We start from the raw sequence: 22537 nt of genomic DNA on the forward strand, positions 1-22537 counted from the left end.
TAATTGAACGATATGGCAAAGAATCTGATCCTGTGGTTGATCATCGCGGCTGTCCTGGTGACGGTGATGAACAACTTCTCCAGCCCTAACGAGCCGCAGACCCTCAACTATTCCGACTTCATCCAGCAAGTGAAGGATGGCAAGGTCGAGCGCGTCGCTGTAGATGGTTATGTGATCACCGGCAAGCGCGCCGATGGCGACAGCTTCAAGACCATTCGTCCGGCGATCCAGGACAATGGCCTGATCGGCGACCTGGTGGAAAACAATGTGGCTGTCGAAGGCAAGCTGCCTGAGCAGCAAAGCATCTGGACCCAACTCCTGGTCGCCAGCTTCCCGATCCTGGTGATCATCGCCGTGTTCATGTTCTTCATGCGCCAGATGCAGGGCGGTGCGGGCGGCAAGGGCGGGCCGATGAGCTTCGGCAAGAGCAAGGCACGCCTGCTGTCCGAAGACCAGGTGAAAACTACCCTGGGCGACGTTGCCGGCTGTGATGAAGCCAAGGAAGAAGTGGGCGAGCTGGTCGAGTTCCTGCGCGACCCGGGCAAGTTCCAGCGCCTGGGCGGTCGTATTCCGCGCGGTGTGCTGATGGTCGGTCCTCCAGGTACTGGTAAAACCTTGCTGGCCAAGGCGATTGCCGGCGAAGCCAAAGTGCCGTTCTTCACCATTTCCGGTTCCGATTTCGTCGAGATGTTCGTCGGTGTCGGCGCCAGCCGTGTTCGCGACATGTTCGAACAGGCCAAGAAACACGCACCCTGCATCATCTTTATCGATGAAATCGATGCCGTCGGTCGTCACCGTGGCGCCGGCATGGGTGGTGGTCACGATGAGCGCGAGCAGACTCTCAACCAGTTGCTGGTAGAGATGGATGGTTTCGAAATGAATGACGGCATCATCGTCATTGCCGCAACCAACCGTCCTGACGTGCTCGACCCGGCATTGCTGCGTCCAGGCCGTTTCGACCGCCAGGTCGTGGTGGGTCTGCCGGACATTCGTGGTCGCGAACAGATTCTGAAAGTTCACATGCGTAAAGTGCCGATGGGTGACGACGTCGCTCCGGCAGTCATCGCACGGGGTACTCCAGGCTTCTCCGGTGCCGATCTGGCCAACCTGGTGAACGAAGCCTCGCTGTTTGCTGCCCGCACGGGCAAACGCGTGGTCGAGATGAAAGAGTTCGAACTGGCCAAGGACAAGATCATGATGGGCGCAGAGCGCAAATCCATGGTCATGTCCGAAAAAGAGAAGCAGAACACGGCTTACCACGAAGCGGGTCACGCTATCGTCGGTCGTGTTGTGCCTGAGCATGATCCGGTCTACAAGGTCTCGATCATCCCTCGCGGTCGTGCGCTGGGTGTGACCATGTTCCTGCCGGAAGAAGACCGCTACAGCCTGTCCAAGCGTGCATTGATCAGTCAGATCTGCTCGCTGTACGGCGGCCGGATTGCTGAAGAAATGACCCTGGGCTTCGACGGTGTCACCACCGGTGCCTCCAACGACATCATGCGCGCCAGCCAGATTGCGCGGAACATGGTGACCAAATGGGGTCTGTCGGAAAAACTCGGTCCGCTGATGTACGCCGAAGAAGAAGGCGAAATGTTCCTGGGTCGCGGCGGCAGCCAACACGCCAGTTTCTCGGGCGAGACCGCGAAGCTGATCGACTCCGAGGTACGCAGCATCATTGACCAGTGCTACGGCACGGCCAAGCAGATCCTCACCGATAACCGCGACAAGCTCGACGCCATGGCAGATGCCTTGATGAAGTACGAGACCATCGATGCCGAGCAGATCGACGACATCATGGCAGGTCGGACTCCACGCGAGCCTCGTGACTGGTCGGGTGGTACCGGTACTTCCGGAACACCTCCGGTAGTGCAGGGTGAGCGTCCGGAAACGCCCATCGGTGGTCCGGCTGCCGACGTCTAAGGTTTGAAATGACTTCTGTACAGTCCTCGACCCGGTTGCCTTGCGGCAACCGGGTTCTTGATTTGGCCCACACGCACGTGATGGGTATTCTTAATGTTACTCCTGATTCCTTCTCCGACGGTGGCCGTTTCAGCCAGCTGGATGCGGCCTTGCGCCATGCCGAAGCAATGGTTGCGGCGGGTGCTACGCTGATCGATGTCGGCGGTGAGTCGACCCGGCCTGGTGCGCGGGTGGTTTCCCCGACCGAAGAACTTGAGCGTGTGGCGCCCATTGTCGAGCGGATCCATCGTGAACTGGATGTGATCATCTCGGTCGATACCTCGACACCCGCGGTCATGCGTGAAACCGCGCGACTGGGTGCGGGTCTGATCAACGATGTGCGTGCATTGCGCCGTGATGGAGCGCTTGATGCAGCAGCAGCCACGGGGCTTGCGGTGTGTCTGATGCATATGCTCGGCGAGCCCGGGGATATGCAGGACGATCCACGGTACCAGGACGTGACCCGCGAAGTGGGTGCGTTCCTGGCCGAGCGCATGGCCCAGTGTGAGTCGGTGGGGATCCCTGCCGAGCGGATCATTCTCGATCCAGGCTTCGGTTTTGCGAAAAACCTGCAGCACAATTTGAGTCTGTTCAAACATATGGAAGCGCTGCATGCCTTGGGCCGACCTCTCCTGGTCGGAGTTTCGCGCAAGAGCATGATCGGCATGGCATTAAATCGTCCGGTCGGAGAGCGGCTGCACGGCGGTCTGGCTCTCGCGGCGCTGGCTATGGTCAAGGGTGCGCGGATCTTGCGCGTGCATGACGTGGCCGAAACAGTAGATGTGGTACGGATGATCGCAGCAGTAGAATCAGCCGAATAAGAATGATGGAGTACTTATGACGAAAAAATATTTTGGCACTGACGGCATTCGCGGTCGGGTCGGCGAATTCCCTATTACTCCTGATTTCATGCTCAAGCTCGGTTGGGCTGCGGGCATGGCCTTTCGCAGCATGGGCGCCTGTCGGGTGCTGGTGGGCAAGGACACGCGGATCTCCGGCTACATGTTCGAATCTGCCCTGGAGGCCGGTCTGTCCGCCGCTGGGGCTGATGTAATGCTCTTGGGGCCGATGCCGACACCGGCAATCGCCTACCTGACCCGCACCTTCCAGGGCGAGGCCGGTATTGTGATTAGTGCTTCGCACAACCCGCATGACGACAATGGCATCAAATTCTTTTCCGGACAGGGCACCAAGCTGCCGGACGATATCGAATTGATGATCGAAGAGCTGCTCGAAGCGCCGATGACAGTCGTCGAGTCGAGCAAGATCGGCAAAGTTTCGCGGATCAACGATGCGTCCGGTCGGTATATCGAATTCTGTAAAAGCAGCGTGCCGACCGGTACCAGTTTTTCCGGTCTGAAGATCGTTATCGATTGCGCCCACGGTGCTACCTACAAGGTGGCTCCAAGCGTCTTTCGTGAGTTGGGTGCGCAGGTCACCGTGCTGTCCGCTCAACCCAATGGTTTGAACATCAATGACAACTGTGGCTCGACTCATATGGGTCAACTGCAGGCAGCCGTGCTCGCCGAACATGCCGATCTGGGTATCGCCTTCGATGGCGATGGCGATCGGGTATTGATGGTCGATCACACGGGCGCGATAGTCGATGGTGATGAATTGTTGTTCATCATTGCCCGCGATCTGCATGAGCGTAATAAGCTGCAGGGTGGTGTGGTCGGGACTCTGATGAGTAATCTGGGGCTGGAGCTGGCTCTGGCTGACCTGGGTATCCCGTTCATCCGTGCCAATGTCGGTGACCGCTATGTGATTTCCGAGCTGCTTGAGCGCAACTGGCAGGTTGGCGGTGAGAACTCCGGGCACATTGTCTGTTTCCAGCACACCACTACCGGCGATGCGATCATTGCGGCGCTGCAGGTCTTGATGGCCTTGAAGAGTCGTGGCGAGAGTCTGGCGCAGTGCCGTCAGGCGGTGCGCAAGTGTCCTCAGGTTCTGGTCAATGTGCGTTTCTCGGGCGGTGCGAATCCGGTCGAGGATGCCGCGGTAAAAGAGGCGTGTGCCCGTGTTACCGCACAGATGGCTGGGCGTGGACGGGTGCTGTTGCGCAAATCCGGCACCGAGCCATTGGTTCGCGTAATGGTCGAAGGTGATGACGAAACCCAGGTTCGCGGTTATGCCGACGAGCTGGCAAAACTGGTTGCTGAAGTTTCTGCCTGATTTCGGCTTGCCAGTGTTGATGCGGTTGGGTAACATCTGCGCCCACTTTGACCGACGAGGTACAGCATGCGTCGCCCTATGGTAGCTGGTAACTGGAAGATGCACGGTACCCGCGCCAGCGTCGCTGAGCTGATCAATGGCCTTAGTCATATGGCCTTGCCGAGCGGTGTTGATGTTGCGGTATTCCCGCCTTGCTTGTTTGTCAATCAAGTGATTGATGGCTTGAAAGGCACGTCGATTTCGGTCGGCGCGCAGAATTCTGCGGTGGAAGCCATGCAAGGTGCCTTGACTGGTGAAATTGCGCCAAGTCAATTGGCGGATGCAGGTTGTTCCCTGGTACTGGTTGGGCATTCCGAACGTCGCCTGATCATGGGTGAACAGGACGGTGTGCTCAATCGCAAGTTTGCAGCGGCCCAGGCCTGCGGTCTGATTCCGGTGTTGTGTGTAGGGGAAACCCTCGAGCAGCGCGAAGCCGGAAAGACGCTGGAGGTTGTCGGGCGTCAGCTGAGTAGTATCATTGAAGAGCTGGGCGTCGATGCGCTTGCAAAGGCAGTCATCGCTTACGAGCCGGTCTGGGCCATTGGCACCGGGCTGACTGCTTCACCGCAACAGGCGCAGGATGTGCACGCAGCCATCCGCGCGCAGTTGGCGGCAGAAAATTCTGAAGTCGCACAAGGTGTGCGACTTCTATACGGCGGCAGCGTGAAGGCGGCCAATGCGGTCGAACTGTTCGGCATGCCGGATATCGATGGGGGGCTCATTGGTGGAGCTTCCCTGAATGCAGATGAGTTCGGTGCGATTTGTCGCGCCGCGGGAAACTGAAAAAATGCTGGAAACAGTCGTAGTCGTTTTTCATCTGCTGGGCGCGTTGGGCGTAATTGCTCTGGTATTGCTGCAGCAGGGTAAAGGTGCGGACGCTGGCGCGTCTTTCGGAGCAGGTGCTTCAAATACTGTGTTCGGAAGCCAAGGTTCCTCTACCTTTCTTAGTAAGTTTACTGCTATACTTGCCGCAGGTTTCTTCATAACCAGCTTAGGGTTAGGTTACTTTGCTAAAGAGAAGGCTCAAGAGCTGACTCAAGTAGGTTTGCCAAATCCAGCAGTGTTGGAAGTTCCAGTGCAAAAACCGGCTTCTGATGATGTACCGGTGCTTCAAGAGCAAAAGTCGGCACCTACTGCGACTGACGTACCTCCAGCTCAAGAGCAAAAGTAAGAAGGGTTTCAGGTAGTATTGTTGTATTGCCGAGGTGGTGGAATTGGTAGACACGCAACCTTGAGGTGGTTGTGCCCATAGGGTGTAGGGGTTCGAGTCCCCTTCTCGGTACCAATTATCAGGAGAGCCCGCTGTTGCGGGCTTTCTTGTAGGTGGAGGTTCGATTGACCCTGAAAGGGATCGGTCGTATACTTCCGCCCCAGCTTTGTCGCGGGGTGGAGCAGTCTGGTAGCTCGTCGGGCTCATAACCCGAAGGTCGTCGGTTCAAATCCGGCCCCCGCAACCAGTTTTAGCGGAGCCCCTTTTCAGGGGCTTTTTGTTAGCTGGACACTTTATAACGGCGTTATTCGACGGCGTTTCAGGGATGGGCGCTTCGCCCATTTTTTTTTATTTATACAGCATGCAAAACATGCACGAGGGGGTTCAGGTGTCGAGCAAGCTAGAACAGTTGCAGGCCTTGCTGGCCCCGGTGGTCGTGGCCCTTGGCTATGAATGCTGGGGTATTGAGTTTTCAGCTCAAGGTCGCCACTCACTGCTACGCGTTTATATCGATAAGGAAGGCGGTGTTTTGGTGGATGACTGCGCCATCGTCAGCCGTCAGATCAGCGGTCTCCTGGATGTTGAAGATCCGATCGCTGTTGAATACACCCTTGAAGTTTCCTCGCCTGGCATGGAACGCCCACTGTTCACTCTTGAGCAGTTTGCAAAATTTGCCGGTGAACAAGTGAAGATCAAGCTGCGCTCGCCTTTTGAAGGTCGACGCAATTTTCAAGGCCTTCTGCGCGGCGTAGAAGAGCAGGACATCGTGGTGCTGGTTGAAGATCATGAGTTCCTGTTGCCGATCGATATGATCGACAAGGCCAACATTATTCCCAGTTTTGACTGAGACGCGGATCCCGCGGATCCAATGGCTTGCGAAAGGCGAGGCGTACGATGAGCAAAGAAGTACTGCTGGTTGTTGAGTCGGTATCCAATGAAAAGGGCGTACCGGCAAACGTTATTTTTGAAGCGCTGGAGCTGGCTCTGGCCACTGCTACCAAAAAACGTTTCGAAGACGAAGTTGACCTGCGTGTGGAAATCAATCGCCACACCGGTGCCTATGAAACTTTCCGTCGCTGGGCGGTAGTCGAAGAAGCAGATCTGGACGATCCAGCTATCGAGATGTGGGTCGAGCAGGCTCAGGAAGCCCAGCCTGGTGCTAAAGCTGGCGACATCGTTGAAGTCAAAATCGATTCGATCGAGTTTGGCCGCATCGCTGCACAGACCGCCAAACAGGTGATCGTGCAGAAAGTCCGCGAAGCCGAGCGTGCTCAAGTCGTTGATGCCTATCGCGAGCGTCTGGGAGAAATCATCTCCGGCACCGTGAAGAAAGTCACCCGCGACAACGTGATCGTTGACCTGGGCAACAACGCTGAAGCGTTGCTGGCTCGTGAAGACATCATCTCGCGCGAAACTTTCCGGGTAGGCGTGCGTCTTCGTGCGCTGCTCAAGGAAATCCGCACCGAGAACCGCGGCCCGCAGCTGATCCTGTCGCGTACCGCGCCGGAAATGCTGATCGAGTTGTTCCGCATCGAAGTGCCGGAAATTGCTGAAGGCCTGATCGAAGTAATGGCAGCGTCCCGTGATCCGGGTTCGCGCGCCAAGATCGCGGTCCGCTCCAAAGATAAACGCATCGACCCGCAAGGCGCTTGCATCGGTATGCGCGGTTCGCGCGTCCAGGCAGTGTCGGGTGAGTTGGGTGGTGAGCGTGTGGACATCGTCCTGTGGGACGATAACCCTGCGCAGTTCGTGATCAATGCCATGTCACCGGCTGAAGTCGCGGCAATTATTGTTGACGAAGATGCCCATGCAATGGACATCGCCGTTGGCGCAGACAATCTGGCTCAGGCCATCGGTCGCGGTGGTCAGAACGTGCGTCTGGCTAGCCAGTTGACTGGCTGGACCCTGAACGTGATGACCGAATCGGACATCCAGGCTAAGCAGCAAGCAGAAACCGGCGACATCCTGCGCAACTTCATCGACGAGCTGGAAGTCGACGAAGATCTGGCACAGGTACTGGTCGATGAAGGCTTCACCAGCCTGGAAGAGATTGCCTACGTACCGTTGGAAGAAATGCTCAACATCGACGGCTTTGACGAAGATACCGTCAACGAGCTTCGCGCTCGTGCCAAGGATCGTTTGTTGACTAAAGCCATCGCTACTGAGGAAAAGCTGGCAGACGCCCATCCGGCCGAAGACCTGCTCTCGCTTGAGGGTATGGACAAGGATTTGGCGATGGAACTGGCGGTGCGCGGCGTAATTACCCGCGAAGACCTGGCCGAGCAGTCTATTGACGACCTGCTCGACATCGACGGCATTGACGATGATCGTGCCGGCAAGTTGATCATGGCCGCCCGAGCCCATTGGTTCGAGTAATTAGGCGCGGCCTGAGGAGAGAAGTGCATGACGCAAGTCACGGTGAAACAACTGGCCGATGAGGTCAAAACACCGGTAGAGCGCCTGTTGCAGCAGATGCGTGAGGCAGGTCTGCCGCACACCGCCGCCGAGCAAGATGTGACCGACAGTGAGAAGCAGGCTCTGCTGACTCACTTGAAAAGCAGCCACAAGGCGAAAGTGGAAGAACCGCGCAAGATCACTTTGCAGCGTAAAACCACCAGCACACTGCGTGTTGCTGGCAGCAAAAGTATCAGCGTTGAAGTCCGCAAGAAGAAAGTCTTCGTACAGCGCAGCCCGGAAGAAATCGAAGCCGAGCGCAAACGCGAACTGGAAGAACGTCGCGCAGTAGAAAATGCTGCTCGTCAAAAGGCTGAAGAAGAAGCCAAGCGTCGCGCCGAAGAAGAAGCGCGTCGCCAGCCTGCTACTGCGCAATCGTCCGCAAATGACGCTGTTGCAGCGCCTGCTGTTGTCGCCGCACCTGTGCGTGAAGCCGCTCCTGTAGTGGCTGCTGCACCGGTTGCCGACGCTCGCAAGCGTGATGAGCAACGTCGCCCGGACAAACCACGCAGTGATGACAGCAGTCGTCGCAGCGATGGCGAGCGCAAAAGCAATGCTCCGCATCGTGCAACCGTTAAAGAGAAGGCTCCGGCTCCACGCGTTGCCCCTCGTACTACCGACGAAGAAAGCGATAGCTTCCGTCGTGGTGGTCGCGGCAAGGCCAAGCTGAAGAAACGTAACGCCCACGGTTTCCAGAGCCCAACCGGCCCAGTGGTTCGTGACGTGCAGATCGGCGAGACCATCACTGTTGGCGAATTGGCCCAGCAGATGTCGGTCAAGGCTGCTGAAGTCATCAAGTTCATGTTCAAGATGGGCACTCCGGCGACCATCAACCAGGTACTCGATCAGGAAACTGCTCAACTGGTAGCTGAAGAACTGGGCCACAAAGTGACCCTGGTCAGCGACACCGCCCTGGAAGATTCCCTGGCAGAATCGCTGAAGTTCGAAGGCGAGGCATTCTCCCGTGCGCCAGTCGTGACCGTAATGGGCCACGTTGACCATGGTAAAACCTCGCTGCTCGACTACATCCGTCGTGCCAAGGTAGCTGCTGGCGAAGCCGGTGGTATCACCCAGCACATCGGTGCTTACCACGTTGAAACCGAACGCGGCATGGTCACCTTCCTCGACACCCCAGGTCACGCCGCGTTTACCGCAATGCGTGCTCGTGGTGCCAAGGCGACCGACATCGTGATTCTGGTAGTTGCGGCGGACGACGGCGTAATGCCGCAGACCATCGAAGCTGTTCAGCATGCCAAGGCTGCCGGTGTTCCACTGGTTGTTGCAGTGAACAAAATCGACAAGCCGGGTGCCGATCTCGATCGTATTCGTAGCGAACTGTCGGTCCACGGCGTCACGTCCGAAGAATGGGGTGGTGATACTCCGTTCGTTTCAGTGTCCGCGAAAATGGGTACTGGCGTTGACGACCTGCTGGAAGCAGTTCTGCTGCAAGCCGAGGTTCTCGAGCTGAAAGCAACCCCGTCCGCTCCTGGTCGTGGCGTTGTGGTTGAATCGCGTCTCGACAAAGGTCGTGGTCCGGTTGCAACCGTTCTGGTTTCTGACGGTACGCTGCGTCAAGGTGACATGGTCCTGGTCGGTTCGAACTTCGGCCGTATCCGGGCGATGCTTGACGAAAACGGCAAGCCGATCAAAGAAGCCGGTCCATCGATTCCGGTCGAGATTCTCGGCCTGGACGGTACGCCGGAAGCTGGCGACGAGCTGAGCGTAATGACTGACGAGAAGAAGGCGCGTGAAGTTGCCCTGTTCCGTCAAGGCAAGTTCCGCGAAGTCAAACTGGCTCGTGCTCACGCTGGCAAGCTGGAAAACATCTTCGAGAACATGGGTCAGGAAGAGAAGAAGACGCTTAACATCGTCCTCAAATCCGACGTCCGTGGCTCGCTGGAAGCTCTGCAGGGCGCCCTCGGCGGCCTGGGTAACGACGAAGTGCAAGTGCGCGTAGTCGGTGGCGGTGTCGGTGGTATCACCGAGAGCGACGCCAACCTGGCACTGGCCTCCAACGCTGTACTGTTCGGCTTCAACGTGCGTGCCGATGCCGGCGCGCGCAAGATCGTCGAGCAGGAAGGTCTGGATATGCGTTACTACAACGTGATCTACGACATCATCGAAGACGTCAAGAAAGCCCTTACCGGCATGCTTGGCAGCGACGTCCGGGAGAACATCCTGGGTATTGCTGAAGTCCGCGACGTGTTCCGTTCGCCGAAGTTTGGTGCGATCGCCGGCTGTATGGTTCTGGAAGGTGTGGTTCACCGCAACCGTCCGATCCGTGTACTGCGCGAAGACATCGTTATTTTCGAAGGCGAACTCGAATCCCTGCGCCGCTTCAAGGACGATATGTCCGAAGTGCGTGCCGGCATGGAATGCGGTATCGGCGTCAAGAGCTACAACGACGTCAAGCCGGGCGACAAGATCGAAGTCTTCGAGAAGGTCCAGGTTGCTCGCAGCCTCTAAGTCGCGAGCTCCAAGAGCCATGGTGGGTCATAGCGTGCAAATGCGCTGCGCTCACTCGGGACTCTAAACGCAACGCCCGGTCCGGCTTCTGCCAGGCCGGGCGTTTGCCGCTTTCAGACCACACGGGTTTCACCGTGGGTCAGTGACAGGTAACGATACATGGCAAAAGAATATAGCCGTACCCAGCGTATCGGCGATCAGATGCAGCGCGAGCTGGCACAACTGATCCGTCGTGAAGTCAAAGATCCGCGCGTCGGTCTGGTCACCATTACCGCTGTTGAAGTCAGCCGTGACGTCGGTCACGCCAAGATTTTCATCACCGTGATGGGCCAGGACAACGCCGAGGACATCGCCCAGAGCATCAAGGTGCTCAACTCCGCCGCCGGCTTCCTGCGTATGCAGCTGGCTCGCGAGATGAAGCTGCGCAGCGTTCCACAGCTGCACTTCCACTACGATGAAAGCGTTGTGCGTGGTGCTCATCTGTCGGCGTTGATCGAGCGCGCCGTGGCTGAGGACAACCAGCACCCGGTCGCGGCTGAACCAGAAGACGCCAAGGAGTAATCGGTGGCTCAGGTCAAACGTATCCGTCGTAATGTCAGTGGCATCATCCTGCTCGACAAACCGTTGGGGTTTACCTCCAACGCGGCGTTGCAGAAGGTTCGCTGGCTGCTCAATGCCGAGAAGGCCGGGCATACCGGCAGTCTTGATCCGCTCGCCACTGGCGTGTTGCCGTTGTGCTTCGGTGAGGCCACCAAGTTCTCGCAATACCTGCTCGATTCCGATAAGGCTTATGAAACCCTGGCGCAACTGGGCAAAACGACCACTACGGCGGATGCCGAAGGTGAAGTTTTGCTGGAACGCCCGGTGACCGTTGGTCGCGCCGATGTAGAAGCTGTTTTGCCGAACTTTCGTGGTCAAATCAGTCAGATACCACCGATGTACTCGGCCCTCAAGCGTGATGGCCAGCCTTTGTACAAGCTCGCTCGTGCAGGTGAAGTGGTGGAGCGCGAACCGCGTTCTGTTACTATTGCGCGCTTGGAATTGCTAGCGTTCGAGGGTGATACTGCCCGGCTGGCAGTGGATTGCAGCAAAGGCACCTATATCCGCACCCTGGTGGAGGATATCGGTGAGCAACTCGGTTGTGGCGCTTACGTGGCAGAATTGCGACGTACCCAGGCCGGGCCTTTCACGCTGGCCCAGACGGTCACGCTGGAAGAGTTGGAAGCAGTACATGCCGAAGGCGGCAATGAAGCGGTCGATCGCTTCCTGATGCCATCGGACAGCGGCCTGCTGGATTGGCCGCTGTTGCAGTTCTCGGAGCACAGCTCGTTCTACTGGCTCAACGGCCAACCGGTCCGAGCCCCGGATGCACCGAAGTTCGGCATGGTACGGGTACAGGATCATAACGGTCGCTTCATCGGTATCGGTGAAGTGAGCGAAGACGGGCGCATCGCGCCGCGTCGACTGATTCGGTCAGAATGACCGGAAGAGGGTGGCTGTTAACAGGCACGGTCACTACTCATTTTTAGATACAGGGATTTGTCCCTGGCCTGTTGAAGCTGTTTCTTTGAAACAGTTTCCTGATAAAAGGATTGCCTCATGGCTCTCGACGTTCAAGAAAAAGCTCAAATCGTAGCTGACTACCAGCAAGCTGTTGGTGACACTGGTTCGCCAGAAGTGCAAGTTGCACTGCTGACCCACAACATCAACAAACTGCAAGGTCACTTCAAGGCCAACGGTAAAGATCACCACTCCCGTCGTGGTCTGATCCGCATGGTAAACCAGCGTCGCAAGCTGCTGGACTACCTGAAAGGCAAGGATCTGGGTCGTTACCAGGCTCTGATCGGTCGCCTGGGTCTGCGTCGCTAATAAGCGATTGCGCTAGAGGTTGGTTGTTTGCTGTGCGTCAGTGGGTTTCCCGCTGGCGCATGGCAGGCTCCCAGCCTCAAGTTTTATCTGGATACACGTTTTACCCTGGACAGGCGTTGGGCCGATTCCCGACATTGCCCAAGAATTTCGCAAGAAGACAAGTTCCCCAAGAGCCACAAAGAAGGTAGGACACCGTGAACCCGGTAATCAAAAAATTCCAGTTCGGTCAGTCGACCGTTACCCTCGAGACCGGCCGTATCGCCCGTCAGGCCTCCGGCGCAGTATTGGTCACCGTTGACGACGACGTCAGCGTGTTGGTGACTGTCGTCGGTGCCAAACAAGCCGATCCAGGCAAGGGCTTCTTCCCTCTGTCTGTTCACTACCAGGAAAAGACTTACGCTGCCGGTAAGATCCCTGGCGGTTTCTTCAAGCGCGAAGGCCGTCCTTCCGAGAAAGAAACCCTGACTTCCCGACTGATCGACCGTCCGATCCGTCCGCTGTTCCCGGAAGGTTTCATGAACGAAGTGCAGGTTGTCTGCACCGTTCTGTCCACCAGCAAAAAGACTGATCCAGACGTTGCTGCAATGATTGGTACGTCTGCTGCGCTGGCAATCTCCGGTATTCCGTTCGATGGCCCGATCGGCGCTGCCCGCGTTGCGTTCCACGAAAGCACCGGCTACCTGCTGAACCCGACTTACGAACAATTGAAAGCTTCGAGCCTGGACATGGTCGTTGCCGGTACTTCGGAAGCTGTGTTGATGGTTGAATCGGAAGCCAAAGAGCTGACCGAAGACCAGATGCTGGGTGCCGTACTGTTTGCTCACGACGAGTTCCAGGTGGTGATCAACGCCGTTAAAGAACTGGCCGCCGAAGCTGCCAAGCCGACCTGGACCTGGGCTCCTGCGCCTGAAGCCACTGCTCTGCTGGGCGCTATCCGTGCCGAGTTCGGCGACGCGATCTCCCAGGCTTACGCCATCACCGTCAAGGCTGACCGTTACACTCGCCTGGGCGAACTGAAAGACCAGGTGGTTGCCACGCTGTCCGGCGCAGAAGGCCAACCGACTTCGGCTGAAGTCAAAGCCGCTTTCGGTGAAATCGAATACCGCACCGTTCGCGAAAACATCGTTAACGGCAAGCCACGTATCGACGGCCGCGACACCAAGACCGTTCGTCCGCTGAACATCGAAGTTGGCGTTCTGCCGAAGACCCACGGTTCGGCTCTGTTCACCCGTGGCGAAACTCAGGCTCTGGTAGTCGCGACTCTGGGTACTGCCCGTGACGCACAGCTGCTGGACACCCTGGAAGGCGAGAAAAAAGACCCGTTCATGCTGCACTACAACTTCCCTCCGTTCTCGGTAGGTGAGTGTGGTCGCATGGGTGGCGCCGGTCGTCGCGAAATCGGTCACGGTCGTCTGGCTCGTCGTTCGGTTCAGGCCATGCTGCCTGCCGCCGACGTGTTCCCGTACACCATCCGTGTTGTGTCGGAAATCACCGAGTCCAACGGTTCCAGCTCCATGGCTTCGGTCTGCGGTGCTTCCCTGGCTCTGATGGACGCCGGTGTGCCGATGAAGGCACCGGTTGCTGGTATCGCCATGGGTCTGGTCAAGGAAGGCGAGAAATTCGCCGTGCTGACCGACATCCTGGGTGACGAAGACCACCTGGGCGACATGGACTTCAAAGTAGCCGGTACCGCCAAAGGTGTTACCGCGCTGCAGATGGACATCAAGATCAAAGGCATCACCGAAGAAATCATGGAAATCGCTCTGGGCCAAGCCCTGGAAGCGCGCCTGAATATCCTCGGCCAGATGAACCAGATCATTGCTCAGTCCCGCACCGAGCTGTCGGAAAATGCTCCGACCATGATCGCGATGAAAATCGACACCGACAAAATCCGTGATGTCATCGGTAAAGGCGGCGCGACCATTCGTGCGATCTGTGAAGAGACCAAGGCTTCGATCGACATCGAAGACGACGGCTCGATCAAGATCTTCGGCGAAACCAAGGAAGCGGCTGAAGCGGCTCGTCAGCGCGTTCTGGGCATCACCGCTGAAGCTGAAATCGGCAAGATCTACGTGGGCAAGGTTGAGCGCATCGTCGACTTCGGCGCATTCGTCAACATCCTGCCTGGCAAGGACGGTCTGGTGCACATCTCGATGCTGAGCGACGCTCGCGTAGAGAAAGTGACCGACATCCTGAAAGAAGGCCAGGAAGTGGAAGTTCTGGTACTGGACGTGGACAACCGCGGCCGTATCAAGCTGTCCATCAAGGACGTAGCAGCAGCCAAGGCTTCGGGCGTTTAATTACCCCCACGCTTAGCGCTTGATCAAGCAAACGCCCCGACTGGTTCGGGGCGTTTTGCTGTGTGCAGGAAAGTCAAAAGATCGCAGCCTGCGGCAGCTCCTACAGGTCTTGCGTACGACCGCAATTACGCGGGTGGACCGGATCGGCGTAGGAGCTGCCGCAGGCTGCGATCTTGGCAGTTGCCTGACCTTGATGTCAGTGCTAGGTTTAGCCCAGCGCCGGTGTAGCTCAGTCGGTAGAGCAGCGCACTCGTAACGCGAAGGTCGCAGGTTCGATTCCTGTCTCCGGCACCAGCGAGACTTGTTTTCAGATGATCCCGAATGGTTCTGAAGGCCAGACAAACCGGGCTTCAAACGGTTTTTTTGCGTCAGAGAGATCCTTGATGATCCAGATCCATCTTCCATTCCCCAGATCAGCGAGAACGACATGACTGTTAAAGAATTGACACAAGAAGCCAGGCACGAAGAAGCCCTCAAGAAGTACGTGCTTGATGCGCCCCAGTTGGTGGAAGAGATCAAGGACTTGAGTCCCGACGATCAGAAAGACCAGATCCAGTGGGCATTCGAGGACGAGGCAGAAGCTCAGGGCTTGCAGCCGTGGGAACTGACCCTCAAGTACACCACGAGCCCCGAAGAGTTCGAGGCCGCGCGCCTGGCGCTGCACAAGGAAGCGGCAGAGGTCCTGGGCGTCGAGTGGGAAGAGTACTGCGAGATGAACAATCTGGTCGTTTGACAGCAACTTCAAGCTGCAAGCCATAAGCTGCGTGTCTAAACCCAGCTTGCGGCTTACAGCTTGAAGCTTGCAACTGCTCCTCAGATACTGAGGCGCATCGACAGATCGACTGCCTTCACATCCTTGGTCATTGCCCCGATAGAGATGTAGTCCACACCGGTTTCGGCAATCGGCAGCAAGGTGCTTTCGTTGATCCCGCCGCTTGCCTCTAGCTTGGACCTGCCAGCGTTGAGGCGCACCGCTTCGCGCATGTCATCGAGGCTCAGTTCGTCGAGCATGATGATGTCGGCACCGGCATCGAGCGCCTCCTTCAACTCCTCAAGACTTTCCACCTCAACTTCCACCGGCTTGCCCGGGGCGATCTTGTGGGCGGCACTGATTGCCTGCGCGATGCCACCGCAGGCGGCGATATGGTTTTCCTTGATCAGGAAGGCGTCGTACAGGCCGATACGGTGGTTGTGGCAGCCACCGCAGGTGACGGCGTACTTCTGCGCCAGGCGCAGCCCAGGCAGCGTTTTGCGGGTATCCAGCAGTTTGACTTGAGTCTCGGCGACGTGATCGGCGTAGTACTGCGCCCGGGTGGCAACCCCGGAGAGCAACTGCAGGAAATTCAGCGCGCAACGTTCGCCGCTGAGGAGCGAACGAGCGGGGCCCTCGAGGTGAAACAGCACCTGATTGGGGCTGACCCGCTCACCGTCACGTACCTGCCAATGCACCGCAACCCGAGGGTCCAGTTGCCGAAACACCGAATCGACCCAGGCGGTGCCGCTGATGACAGCAGCATCGCGGGTGATGATGGTGGCTTTGGCCAGGCGTCCGGCCGGGATCAGTTGGGCGGTGATATCGCCGCTGCCGATGTCTTCAAGCAACGCACGGCGCACGTTGGCTTCGATTTCGGCGGTCAGGTCGGCGAGATGTAGATTCGGCATAACGGGCTCCACAAACAAAGTGGCTCGATTATAGGGCCATGCCGTGAGCGAACCCAAGGCGCCAACACCTTCACTTCGCTCTGAAGCCTGCATTTGGTCGCATCAGTGGAGCCGATCGGCCTGGGTGAGACGTCCCGGCGTGAGGCCTGTTTCAAAATGAAATGCAAGGGTTGCTAGCATAGGCGGTATCTTTTGCAAGATAATCTGCCTTGTAATTGACGTCATGGCTTTGACGTCTTTGCGATCCGTAAGCTTCAGTTCAGTGTTTCGGCACTCGTTCACTGTATGCGTTGAGACGGAACCAGGAATCACCGTTACAGGAGACTTGGATGCACAATGACGGGAATGTAGTGCCTTTGCGCAAGGTCGCTACCCATCAGGCGAGCCCTTCGCCGCTCCCCCGCCTGCCCACCATTCTGTTTCAGGTTCGTGACAAGGCCGCCCAGCAGCTCAAGCAGGGCTTGCAGGCATTGTTCGATAATGCCGACGACACCTTGTTCGAAATGGCTGACAGCGCTCAGAACACTGTTGATCAAAACAGGCTTTTCGAGGCGATGCGCGACTTGCGGCTCAAGCGCAAAAGCATGGAACGTGGTTTTCTCGAGCAGTTCCTCGAGGCTTTTGCCGGCCTCATTCAGTACGACCAGGCGCGAGCGTCGTTGCCCCGGGCGCCAACCTGCGATCCCGTGATGCAGACACCCAATGATGAGCTGGAAAGAGCCGTGGCGCTGGATGCCATGGTCACCAGGGTGCTCAGTCGCGACGGTTTTGCCCTTGATCAATTGACTGCTCGCTTGAGCGCGCTGCTTGGCAAACGGCTCGATGATCTGCACAACCCGATGGGACCGACCCTGCTCTGCGAGTATTTCTTGCAGGCCGGGCGCAATCTCGGGGTAGAGATCAAGGTCAAGCTGATCATTCTCAAACTGTTCGAGAAGTACGTGCTCAGTGAGGCTGACCAACTCTATGCCGAAGCCAATCAACTGTTGATTGTCACCGGTGTTTTGCCCCATCTCAAAGTCGCCCCGGCTCGTCGAGCGTCGGATCGATCGACCGCCAGCGCGGATACCCGGTCAACCGAACCCGGCACGACCAAGACCCGCAGTGTGCAGATCGACGAGGGCGTGCAGGAAGTGTTCGCCGCGTTGCAGGAGTTGCTGCTTCACGTCAGGGGCAGCGTGGCACCGACCCTGGAAGCTTGTGCGCAGATTCAGCCTATTTCGACGGGGGATCTGCTGCGACTGCTCTCGCATCTCCAACAGTATGTGCCCGGACCCAATGCCCAGGATGATTTCGATCTGCGCAATCAGCTTGAGCAGCTGCTGACCCGGGTCAGTGTCAAAAGCGGCAAGTCGCGGGTTGTCGGCGTGGCTGACGAGGACGTGATCAACCTGGTGGCGATGCTCTTCGAGTTTATCCTCGACGATCGAAATCTGCCCGATTCGCTCAAGGCGCTCATCGCTCGCTTGCAGATTCCGATGCTGAAGGTCGCGGTGCTGGACAAGAGTTTTTTCAGTCGCGCCAGTCATCCGGCCCGGCGCCTGCTCAATGAAATCGCCGCCGCCGCTCTGGGCTGGGGCGAGTGCGACGATCACCAGCGCGACAGCCTGTACCTGCGAATCGAGCAGGTGGTACAGCGGCTGTTGAATGACTTTGCCGACGATCCGGCGATCTTCTCGGAACTGCTGGCCGACTTTCTCGCTTTCACCCGTGACGAGCGCCGTCGCAGTGAGCTGCTGGAGCAGCGCACCCGTGACGCCGAAGAAGGCCGGGCGAAGACGCAACAGGCTCGTCGGTGCGTCGAGCAAGCCCTGAATCAGCGGTTGTTGGGCAAAGTCCTGCCGCAGGTCGTCGTTGGTTTTTTGCAGGAGGCCTGGAGCAACGTGTTATTGCTGGCTTGCCTCAAGCACGGTGAACAGTCGGCCGAGTGGCAGGCTGGCTTGCAGACCATGGATGAGTTGATCTGGAGCGTTCAGCGCCACGAGGACGCAGAGGCGGGTCTGCAGCTGCTCAATCTGGTGCCAGGGCTGCTCAAGGCGTTGCGTCAAGGCTTGAGCAGTGCGGCGTTCGATCCTTTTGCCACCCGCGAGTTTTTCAGTCAGTTGGAAAAGTTGCACGTGCAGGTGTTCGAGCCGACCGGGCAGAAACAGGCCGGGGCGCACGACGAAGGATTTGCGGCGATGGTCGAGGTGCTTCAGGAGAATGTCCTGAGGACTGCCGACGAGGGGCCGATCGAAGTGGCGGTACGTCTGGCCGAGGATGACGCCGGCCTGCTTCAGGTCAGTCAGTTGCGTCCGGGGTGTTGGGTCGAGTTCCAGGAAGACGAGGAAAACACGCTGCGTTGCAAGCTGGCGGCGATTATCCAGTCATCGGGCAACTACATTTTCGTCAACCGTACCGGCATGAAAGTGCTGGAGCGAACCCCTATCGTGCTGGCTCTGGAATTCCGCCGAGGAGCTGTGCGAAAACTCGATGACACCTTGTTGTTCGATCGGGCACTGGAATCGGTACTCGGTAACTTGCGCCGACTCAATCGTGGCAAGTGATCGCAACCTGGGTGCCTATCGCGGCATACTGGGCCATCAAAGTCGTCGTGGAAGGAACCTGTATGCAGTTGGACCCCGTTAGCGGTTGGTTTCAGGGGGTACGTCATTGCCCGTCGCCAAACTTCAATGGGCGCCCTGCGGGTGAGATTTCTCTGCTGGTGATCCATAATATCAGTCTGCCGCCGGCGCAGTTCGCGACGGGCAAAGTGCAGGAGTTTTTCCAGAATCGCCTGGATATCACTGAGCATCCCTATTTTGCCGGGATAGCTGACCTTAGGGTGTCCGCTCATTTTTTGATCGAGCGTGACGGCGCAATCACTCAGTTTGTCTCCTGTCTTGAGCGTGCCTGGCACGCGGGCGTCTCACGCTTCGATGAGCGCGAGGGCTGTAATGATTTTTCCTTGGGTATCGAATTGGAAGGCACTGACGAGCTACCGTTCACTGATGCTCAGTATCAGTCGCTGATAGCCTTGACCCGGCAACTACGGGAGGCCTTCACCGCGATCACCTTGCAGCGCATCTGTGGCCATAGTGATATTGCCCCGGGGCGCAAGACGGATCCGGGGCCGGCGTTCGACTGGACACGCTTTCGCGCTGCCTTGGGTAAAGGGGATGGACAATGAGTTTTCTGGTGTTACTGCTGGCAGTCTGGATCGAGAAGTTCTCGGCCTTGCGTCATCGGGTCCAGCGCGACAGTGGATGGCTGCGCGAATTGGCCAAGCTGGAGGCCAGTCCTCGACTGGCGAAGCGGCCCTGGCTGGTGTTGACGCTGCTGGTGCTGCTGCCGGTCGCCGTGCTGGGGTTGTTGCTGGTCGTGCTGGACCCGGTTGCCTATGGTTTGTTGGCCTTGCCGATACATTTGCTGGTGGTGATCTACAGTCTCGGGCGCGGGGATTTGTTGGGCGGCCTGGGGCCGTTTCGTGATGCCTGGCGTCGTGAAGACTTGCAAGCCGCTGCTCATGTCGCCAAGCGTGACCTGGATATCTGCGCCGACAGCGGCGAGCAGCTGCTGGGGCGGGTTCAAGGGTACTTGCTGTGGGAGGCCTATCAAGGCTTTTTTGCGGTGATTTTCTGGTACTTCCTGCTGGGTCCGGTGGCGGCGTTGAGCTATCGCTTGCTGGCGTTGGCCGCTGAGCACGGGAAAAATCCGCAGCTGGTCGAAACCGCCGCGCAAATGCGCCATGCCTTCGATTGGTTGCCGGTGCGATTGCTGGCGGCAAGCTTTGCACTGGTCGGCAACTTTGTTGCGGTCGGCCGGGTGATGTTGCATGAGTTGCTCAACTGGAATATCAGTGCCGCGCAGCTGGTGGAAAAAGTCGGCCTGGTGGCCGGCGAGATCCCTGCCCCAATAGTCGGTGCTGATGGCATTAGCAGTCTGGACGGGTTGTGGGAACTGCTGCTCCGAGCCGCGGTGCTCTGGTATGCCGGTTTTGCATTGTGGACAGTGTTGTTCTGATAACACTGAACATCATTTGTGGCGAGGGTGGCTTGTTGTGGCGAGGGGGCTTGCCCCCGCTGGAGCGCGAAGCGGTCCTGAAACCAGTCACCGCATGTTCTCAGGTAGTACGCGTGCACCGGGTTTACGACTGCTTCGCAGCCGAACGGGGGCAAGCCCCCTCGCCACAGTAAGTCCCTTGGCCACAAGGGACCTAATCACCCTCCAAGGGACCGTTTCTCCCGCGGTTAACCTTAAGTTACAAAACTTCCTGCCGATTTAAGTTATACAAGCACCAGTGCTAAATAGTGGCTTTTTGCTGCCGTTGTACGCATGCCCATAACAATAATAGGTAAGGGAGACTTCTTGTGAAGAGCTTGCTCTATCCCGCCGTCGCACTGATGAACCGCTTGAGCTTCGGCATGAAGTTCAGCCTGATCAGTGTCCTGTTTTTCCTGCCGATGCTGGTGACCAACTTCTATCTGGTCCGTGATTCCTATCGCGAATTCCAGGGCACCCAGGTTGAATTGCAAAGCCTTGACCTGCTGGGTAGCAGCCTGACACTGCGGCGGGATCTGGAAACCCTGAATAACCTGGTGCAAATCAACGTCACGCTTGGTCAATCCGGCAAGGCCGGCGATGTCGAGTCGAAGATCGCTGCGCTTGAGCAGAGTGTCCTGGAGCGTATGCAGGGGTTGTCGGCCATGACCATCGACCCCGAGCAGATCAGCGTCTTCGATGGCAAACGCGATGAAATGATTGCGGCGTTCAAGGCGCAGCAAGCCGAGACCTCCTTGCAAAGCAAAAGCGCGTTGATCGGCAAGTTGCTCGGCAGCGCACAGATTTTCAGCCAGATCATTGCCAGCCAGTCAGGCTTGAGCCGCGATAATCAAAGCGATATGCGCCAGTTGAGTGAGCTGATTACCAGTGTCACCCCGCAAGTCACGCAAATTCTCGGCGAAGGTCGGGCCATCGGCAGCTATTCCCTGGGCCAGGGCTTTCTCAACTCGTCCTCGAGTACTCGCTTCGATGAGCTGTTACAGCAAATTGAAAAGCTTCAAGCCGAGTACGGTTTGAAATTGCAGGATGCGCTAGGCTCGAGCAAGGCCGCCCACGCAGCTCTGGAGCCAATGGCCAGCGCCAGTCGAAGCACGCTCAAGCAGGGCAGCGAGCTGTTCGAAGAACAGGTGGTGATGGTCGATACGCTGGATGCCCCTTGGCAAGCCTTTTACGATCAGGTCAGCGGGCTGATGGCGCAAACCTATGAACTCAATGAGGCCACGTTGAAATTCCTCGGTGTGGAGTTGCAGCAACGTCTGGAACAGAACCGCACGCATATGGTGTTGCTGGTGGTAGCTCTGGCGGCGGTCTTCCTGTTGATTGTTTACCTCTACGGCGGTTTCTATTATTCCACCCGCACCACGCTCAAACGTCTGGGGGAGGTCATGGACAAGGTCGCGGCGGGGGATATGACCGTCTCCTTCACCGCGCAAAGTCGCGATGAGTTAGGGGAGTTGGGCAACGTGTTCAATGGCACCGTGGCGAAGATCCATGACCTGATCGAGCTGGTGGGCAAGACCGTCAGTGAAGTCGAGCGTCAGGCCGGCCAAGTGGAATCGGTGTCGGCTCAGAGCAATCAGGCAGTGGCCGGCCAGCGCAGCCAGATCGAGCAGGTGGCGACGGCGATGAATCAGATGTCAGCGACTTCCCAGGAAGTCGCCCGTAGCGCAGCGGCGGCGGTCAGCAGTGCTCACAGCGTCAACGACGAAACCATCAGTGGACGTGGCCTGGTGGAGTCGCAACAGGGCAGCATTGCCCAGTTGGCCAGCGAGATCGACCAGTCAGTGTTGGTGATCAATCAATTGGCCAGCGATAGCCAGTCCATCAGTCGTGTGCTGGAGGTGATCAAAAGCATTGCCGAGCAGACCAACCTGTTGGCGCTCAACGCGGCCATCGAGGCTGCGCGTGCCGGTGAGCAGGGTCGCGGTTTCGCGGTAGTGGCCGACGAGGTCCGGACCCTGGCCAAGCGCACTCAGCAATCGACTGAAGAAATCGAGCAGATGATTGCCAAGCTGCACAGCGGTGTTGGCGCGGCGGTGAAGGCCATGGGCGTCAGCCATCAGATGGCCAACGGTACGGTCAGCCAGTCGGAAAAGGTTCAGCAGGCACTGGAAAACATTCTCGGCGCTGTGGGGATGATCGTCGATCAGAACCAGCAGATTGCGGCGGCGGTGGAACAGCAAACAGCGGTGGCCCACGATATCGATCAGAATATCGTCGAAATCAACCGTGCCGGAGAGCGCACGGCCGAAGGCGCGCACCAAACCGAAAACGCCAGTCGTCAGCTGTCGGCACAGGTAGTGCAGTTGAAGCAGTTGATCAGCGCGTTCCGGGTTTGAGTTAGAAAAGCCAACACTCAGTC

At 57.7% G+C, this 22537-nt stretch carries 18 protein-coding genes and 3 tRNA genes; 20 read left to right on the top strand and 1 reads right to left on the bottom strand.

The features are described from left to right. Positions 1 to 12 precede the first annotated feature (12 nt). The 16 genes from ftsH (at position 13) to F8N85_RS16940 (ending at position 15205) form a co-directional block, all read left to right on the top strand. Entirely contained in the window at positions 13 to 1920 is a 1908-nt protein-coding gene (gene ftsH, locus F8N85_RS16865; protein ID WP_150804731.1) for an ATP-dependent zinc metalloprotease FtsH, read from the top strand. 8 nt (positions 1921 to 1928) lie between these two features. Beyond that, positions 1929 to 2780: a dihydropteroate synthase gene (gene folP / locus F8N85_RS16870; RefSeq protein WP_150804688.1), complete on the top strand. Its 852-nt coding sequence runs from the start codon at positions 1929 to 1931 to the stop codon at positions 2778 to 2780. A 16-nt stretch (positions 2781 to 2796) separates the two neighbouring features. After that, a complete protein-coding gene (glmM, locus tag F8N85_RS16875) occupies positions 2797 to 4134 on the top strand; it encodes a phosphoglucosamine mutase (RefSeq protein WP_150804689.1) in 1338 nt (445 codons plus the stop codon). A 66-nt stretch (positions 4135 to 4200) separates the two neighbouring features. Beyond that, complete coding sequence (tpiA, locus tag F8N85_RS16880) at positions 4201 to 4956, top strand: triose-phosphate isomerase (RefSeq protein WP_150804690.1); 756 nt, start codon at positions 4201 to 4203, stop codon at positions 4954 to 4956. A 4-nt stretch (positions 4957 to 4960) separates the two neighbouring features. Continuing rightward, positions 4961 to 5344 (top strand): preprotein translocase subunit SecG, encoded by a 384-nt coding sequence (secG, locus tag F8N85_RS16885; RefSeq protein WP_150804732.1) that lies wholly within the window; start codon positions 4961 to 4963, stop codon positions 5342 to 5344. Positions 5345 to 5372: 28 nt separating this feature from the next. Further along, positions 5373 to 5458: transfer RNA gene (locus F8N85_RS16890), tRNA-Leu, on the top strand. Between the two features lie 95 nt (positions 5459 to 5553). Then, positions 5554 to 5630, top strand: a tRNA-Met gene (locus F8N85_RS16895). Between the two features lie 141 nt (positions 5631 to 5771). Beyond that, positions 5772 to 6230 carry a ribosome maturation factor RimP gene (gene rimP / locus F8N85_RS16900; protein WP_150804733.1) on the top strand — a complete coding sequence of 153 codons (459 nt, stop codon included), beginning with the start codon at positions 5772 to 5774 and terminating at the stop codon, positions 6228 to 6230. A 47-nt stretch (positions 6231 to 6277) separates the two neighbouring features. Beyond that, positions 6278 to 7759 carry a transcription termination factor NusA gene (nusA, locus tag F8N85_RS16905; RefSeq protein ID WP_150804691.1) on the top strand — a complete coding sequence of 494 codons (1482 nt, stop codon included), beginning with the start codon at positions 6278 to 6280 and terminating at the stop codon, positions 7757 to 7759. Between the two features lie 27 nt (positions 7760 to 7786). Continuing rightward, the gene (gene infB / locus F8N85_RS16910) at positions 7787 to 10303 is read left to right on the top strand and encodes a translation initiation factor IF-2 (protein WP_150804692.1); all 2517 of its coding nucleotides are present in this window, start codon (positions 7787 to 7789) and stop codon (positions 10301 to 10303) included. Between the two features lie 159 nt (positions 10304 to 10462). Continuing rightward, positions 10463 to 10864 carry a 30S ribosome-binding factor RbfA gene (gene rbfA, locus F8N85_RS16915; RefSeq protein WP_007942872.1) on the top strand — a complete coding sequence of 134 codons (402 nt, stop codon included), beginning with the start codon at positions 10463 to 10465 and terminating at the stop codon, positions 10862 to 10864. 3 nt (positions 10865 to 10867) lie between these two features. Continuing rightward, complete coding sequence (gene truB / locus F8N85_RS16920) at positions 10868 to 11785, top strand: tRNA pseudouridine(55) synthase TruB (RefSeq protein WP_150804693.1); 918 nt, start codon at positions 10868 to 10870, stop codon at positions 11783 to 11785. Between the two features lie 117 nt (positions 11786 to 11902). Continuing rightward, positions 11903 to 12172: a 30S ribosomal protein S15 gene (rpsO, locus tag F8N85_RS16925; RefSeq protein ID WP_003176135.1), complete on the top strand. Its 270-nt coding sequence runs from the start codon at positions 11903 to 11905 to the stop codon at positions 12170 to 12172. Between the two features lie 194 nt (positions 12173 to 12366). Further along, a complete protein-coding gene (gene pnp, locus F8N85_RS16930) occupies positions 12367 to 14472 on the top strand; it encodes a polyribonucleotide nucleotidyltransferase (protein WP_150804694.1) in 2106 nt (701 codons plus the stop codon). A 218-nt stretch (positions 14473 to 14690) separates the two neighbouring features. Beyond that, positions 14691 to 14766: transfer RNA gene (locus F8N85_RS16935), tRNA-Thr, on the top strand. Positions 14767 to 14899: 133 nt separating this feature from the next. Further along, positions 14900 to 15205: a DUF6388 family protein gene (locus F8N85_RS16940; RefSeq protein ID WP_150804695.1), complete on the top strand. Its 306-nt coding sequence runs from the start codon at positions 14900 to 14902 to the stop codon at positions 15203 to 15205. 80 nt (positions 15206 to 15285) lie between these two features. Here F8N85_RS16940 and nadC read toward each other — a convergent pair whose 3' ends face one another. Continuing rightward, complete coding sequence (gene nadC, locus F8N85_RS16945) at positions 15286 to 16134, bottom strand: carboxylating nicotinate-nucleotide diphosphorylase (protein WP_150804696.1); 849 nt, start codon at positions 16132 to 16134, stop codon at positions 15286 to 15288. Positions 16135 to 16463: 329 nt separating this feature from the next. Between nadC and F8N85_RS16950 the strand changes: the two genes are divergently transcribed. The 4 genes from F8N85_RS16950 (at position 16464) to F8N85_RS35795 (ending at position 22514) form a co-directional block, all read left to right on the top strand. After that, entirely contained in the window at positions 16464 to 18680 is a 2217-nt protein-coding gene (locus tag F8N85_RS16950; RefSeq protein ID WP_150804697.1) for a DUF1631 domain-containing protein, read from the top strand. Positions 18681 to 18742: 62 nt separating this feature from the next. Next, positions 18743 to 19303 carry a 1,6-anhydro-N-acetylmuramyl-L-alanine amidase AmpD gene (gene ampD / locus F8N85_RS16955; RefSeq protein WP_150804698.1) on the top strand — a complete coding sequence of 187 codons (561 nt, stop codon included), beginning with the start codon at positions 18743 to 18745 and terminating at the stop codon, positions 19301 to 19303. After that, positions 19300 to 20136 carry a regulatory signaling modulator protein AmpE gene (ampE, locus tag F8N85_RS16960; RefSeq protein ID WP_150804699.1) on the top strand — a complete coding sequence of 279 codons (837 nt, stop codon included), beginning with the start codon at positions 19300 to 19302 and terminating at the stop codon, positions 20134 to 20136. The genes ampD and ampE overlap by 4 nt, the downstream gene beginning before the upstream one ends. 1673 nt (positions 20137 to 21809) lie before the next feature. Continuing rightward, positions 21810 to 22514, top strand: a complete 705-nt coding sequence (locus tag F8N85_RS35795; protein WP_412072499.1) for a methyl-accepting chemotaxis protein — start codon at positions 21810 to 21812, stop codon at positions 22512 to 22514. Positions 22515 to 22537 lie beyond the last annotated feature (23 nt).

The organism is Pseudomonas fluorescens (assembly GCF_902497875.1).
Taxonomy (GTDB): Bacteria; Pseudomonadota; Gammaproteobacteria; order Pseudomonadales; family Pseudomonadaceae; genus Aquipseudomonas; species Aquipseudomonas fluorescens_BR.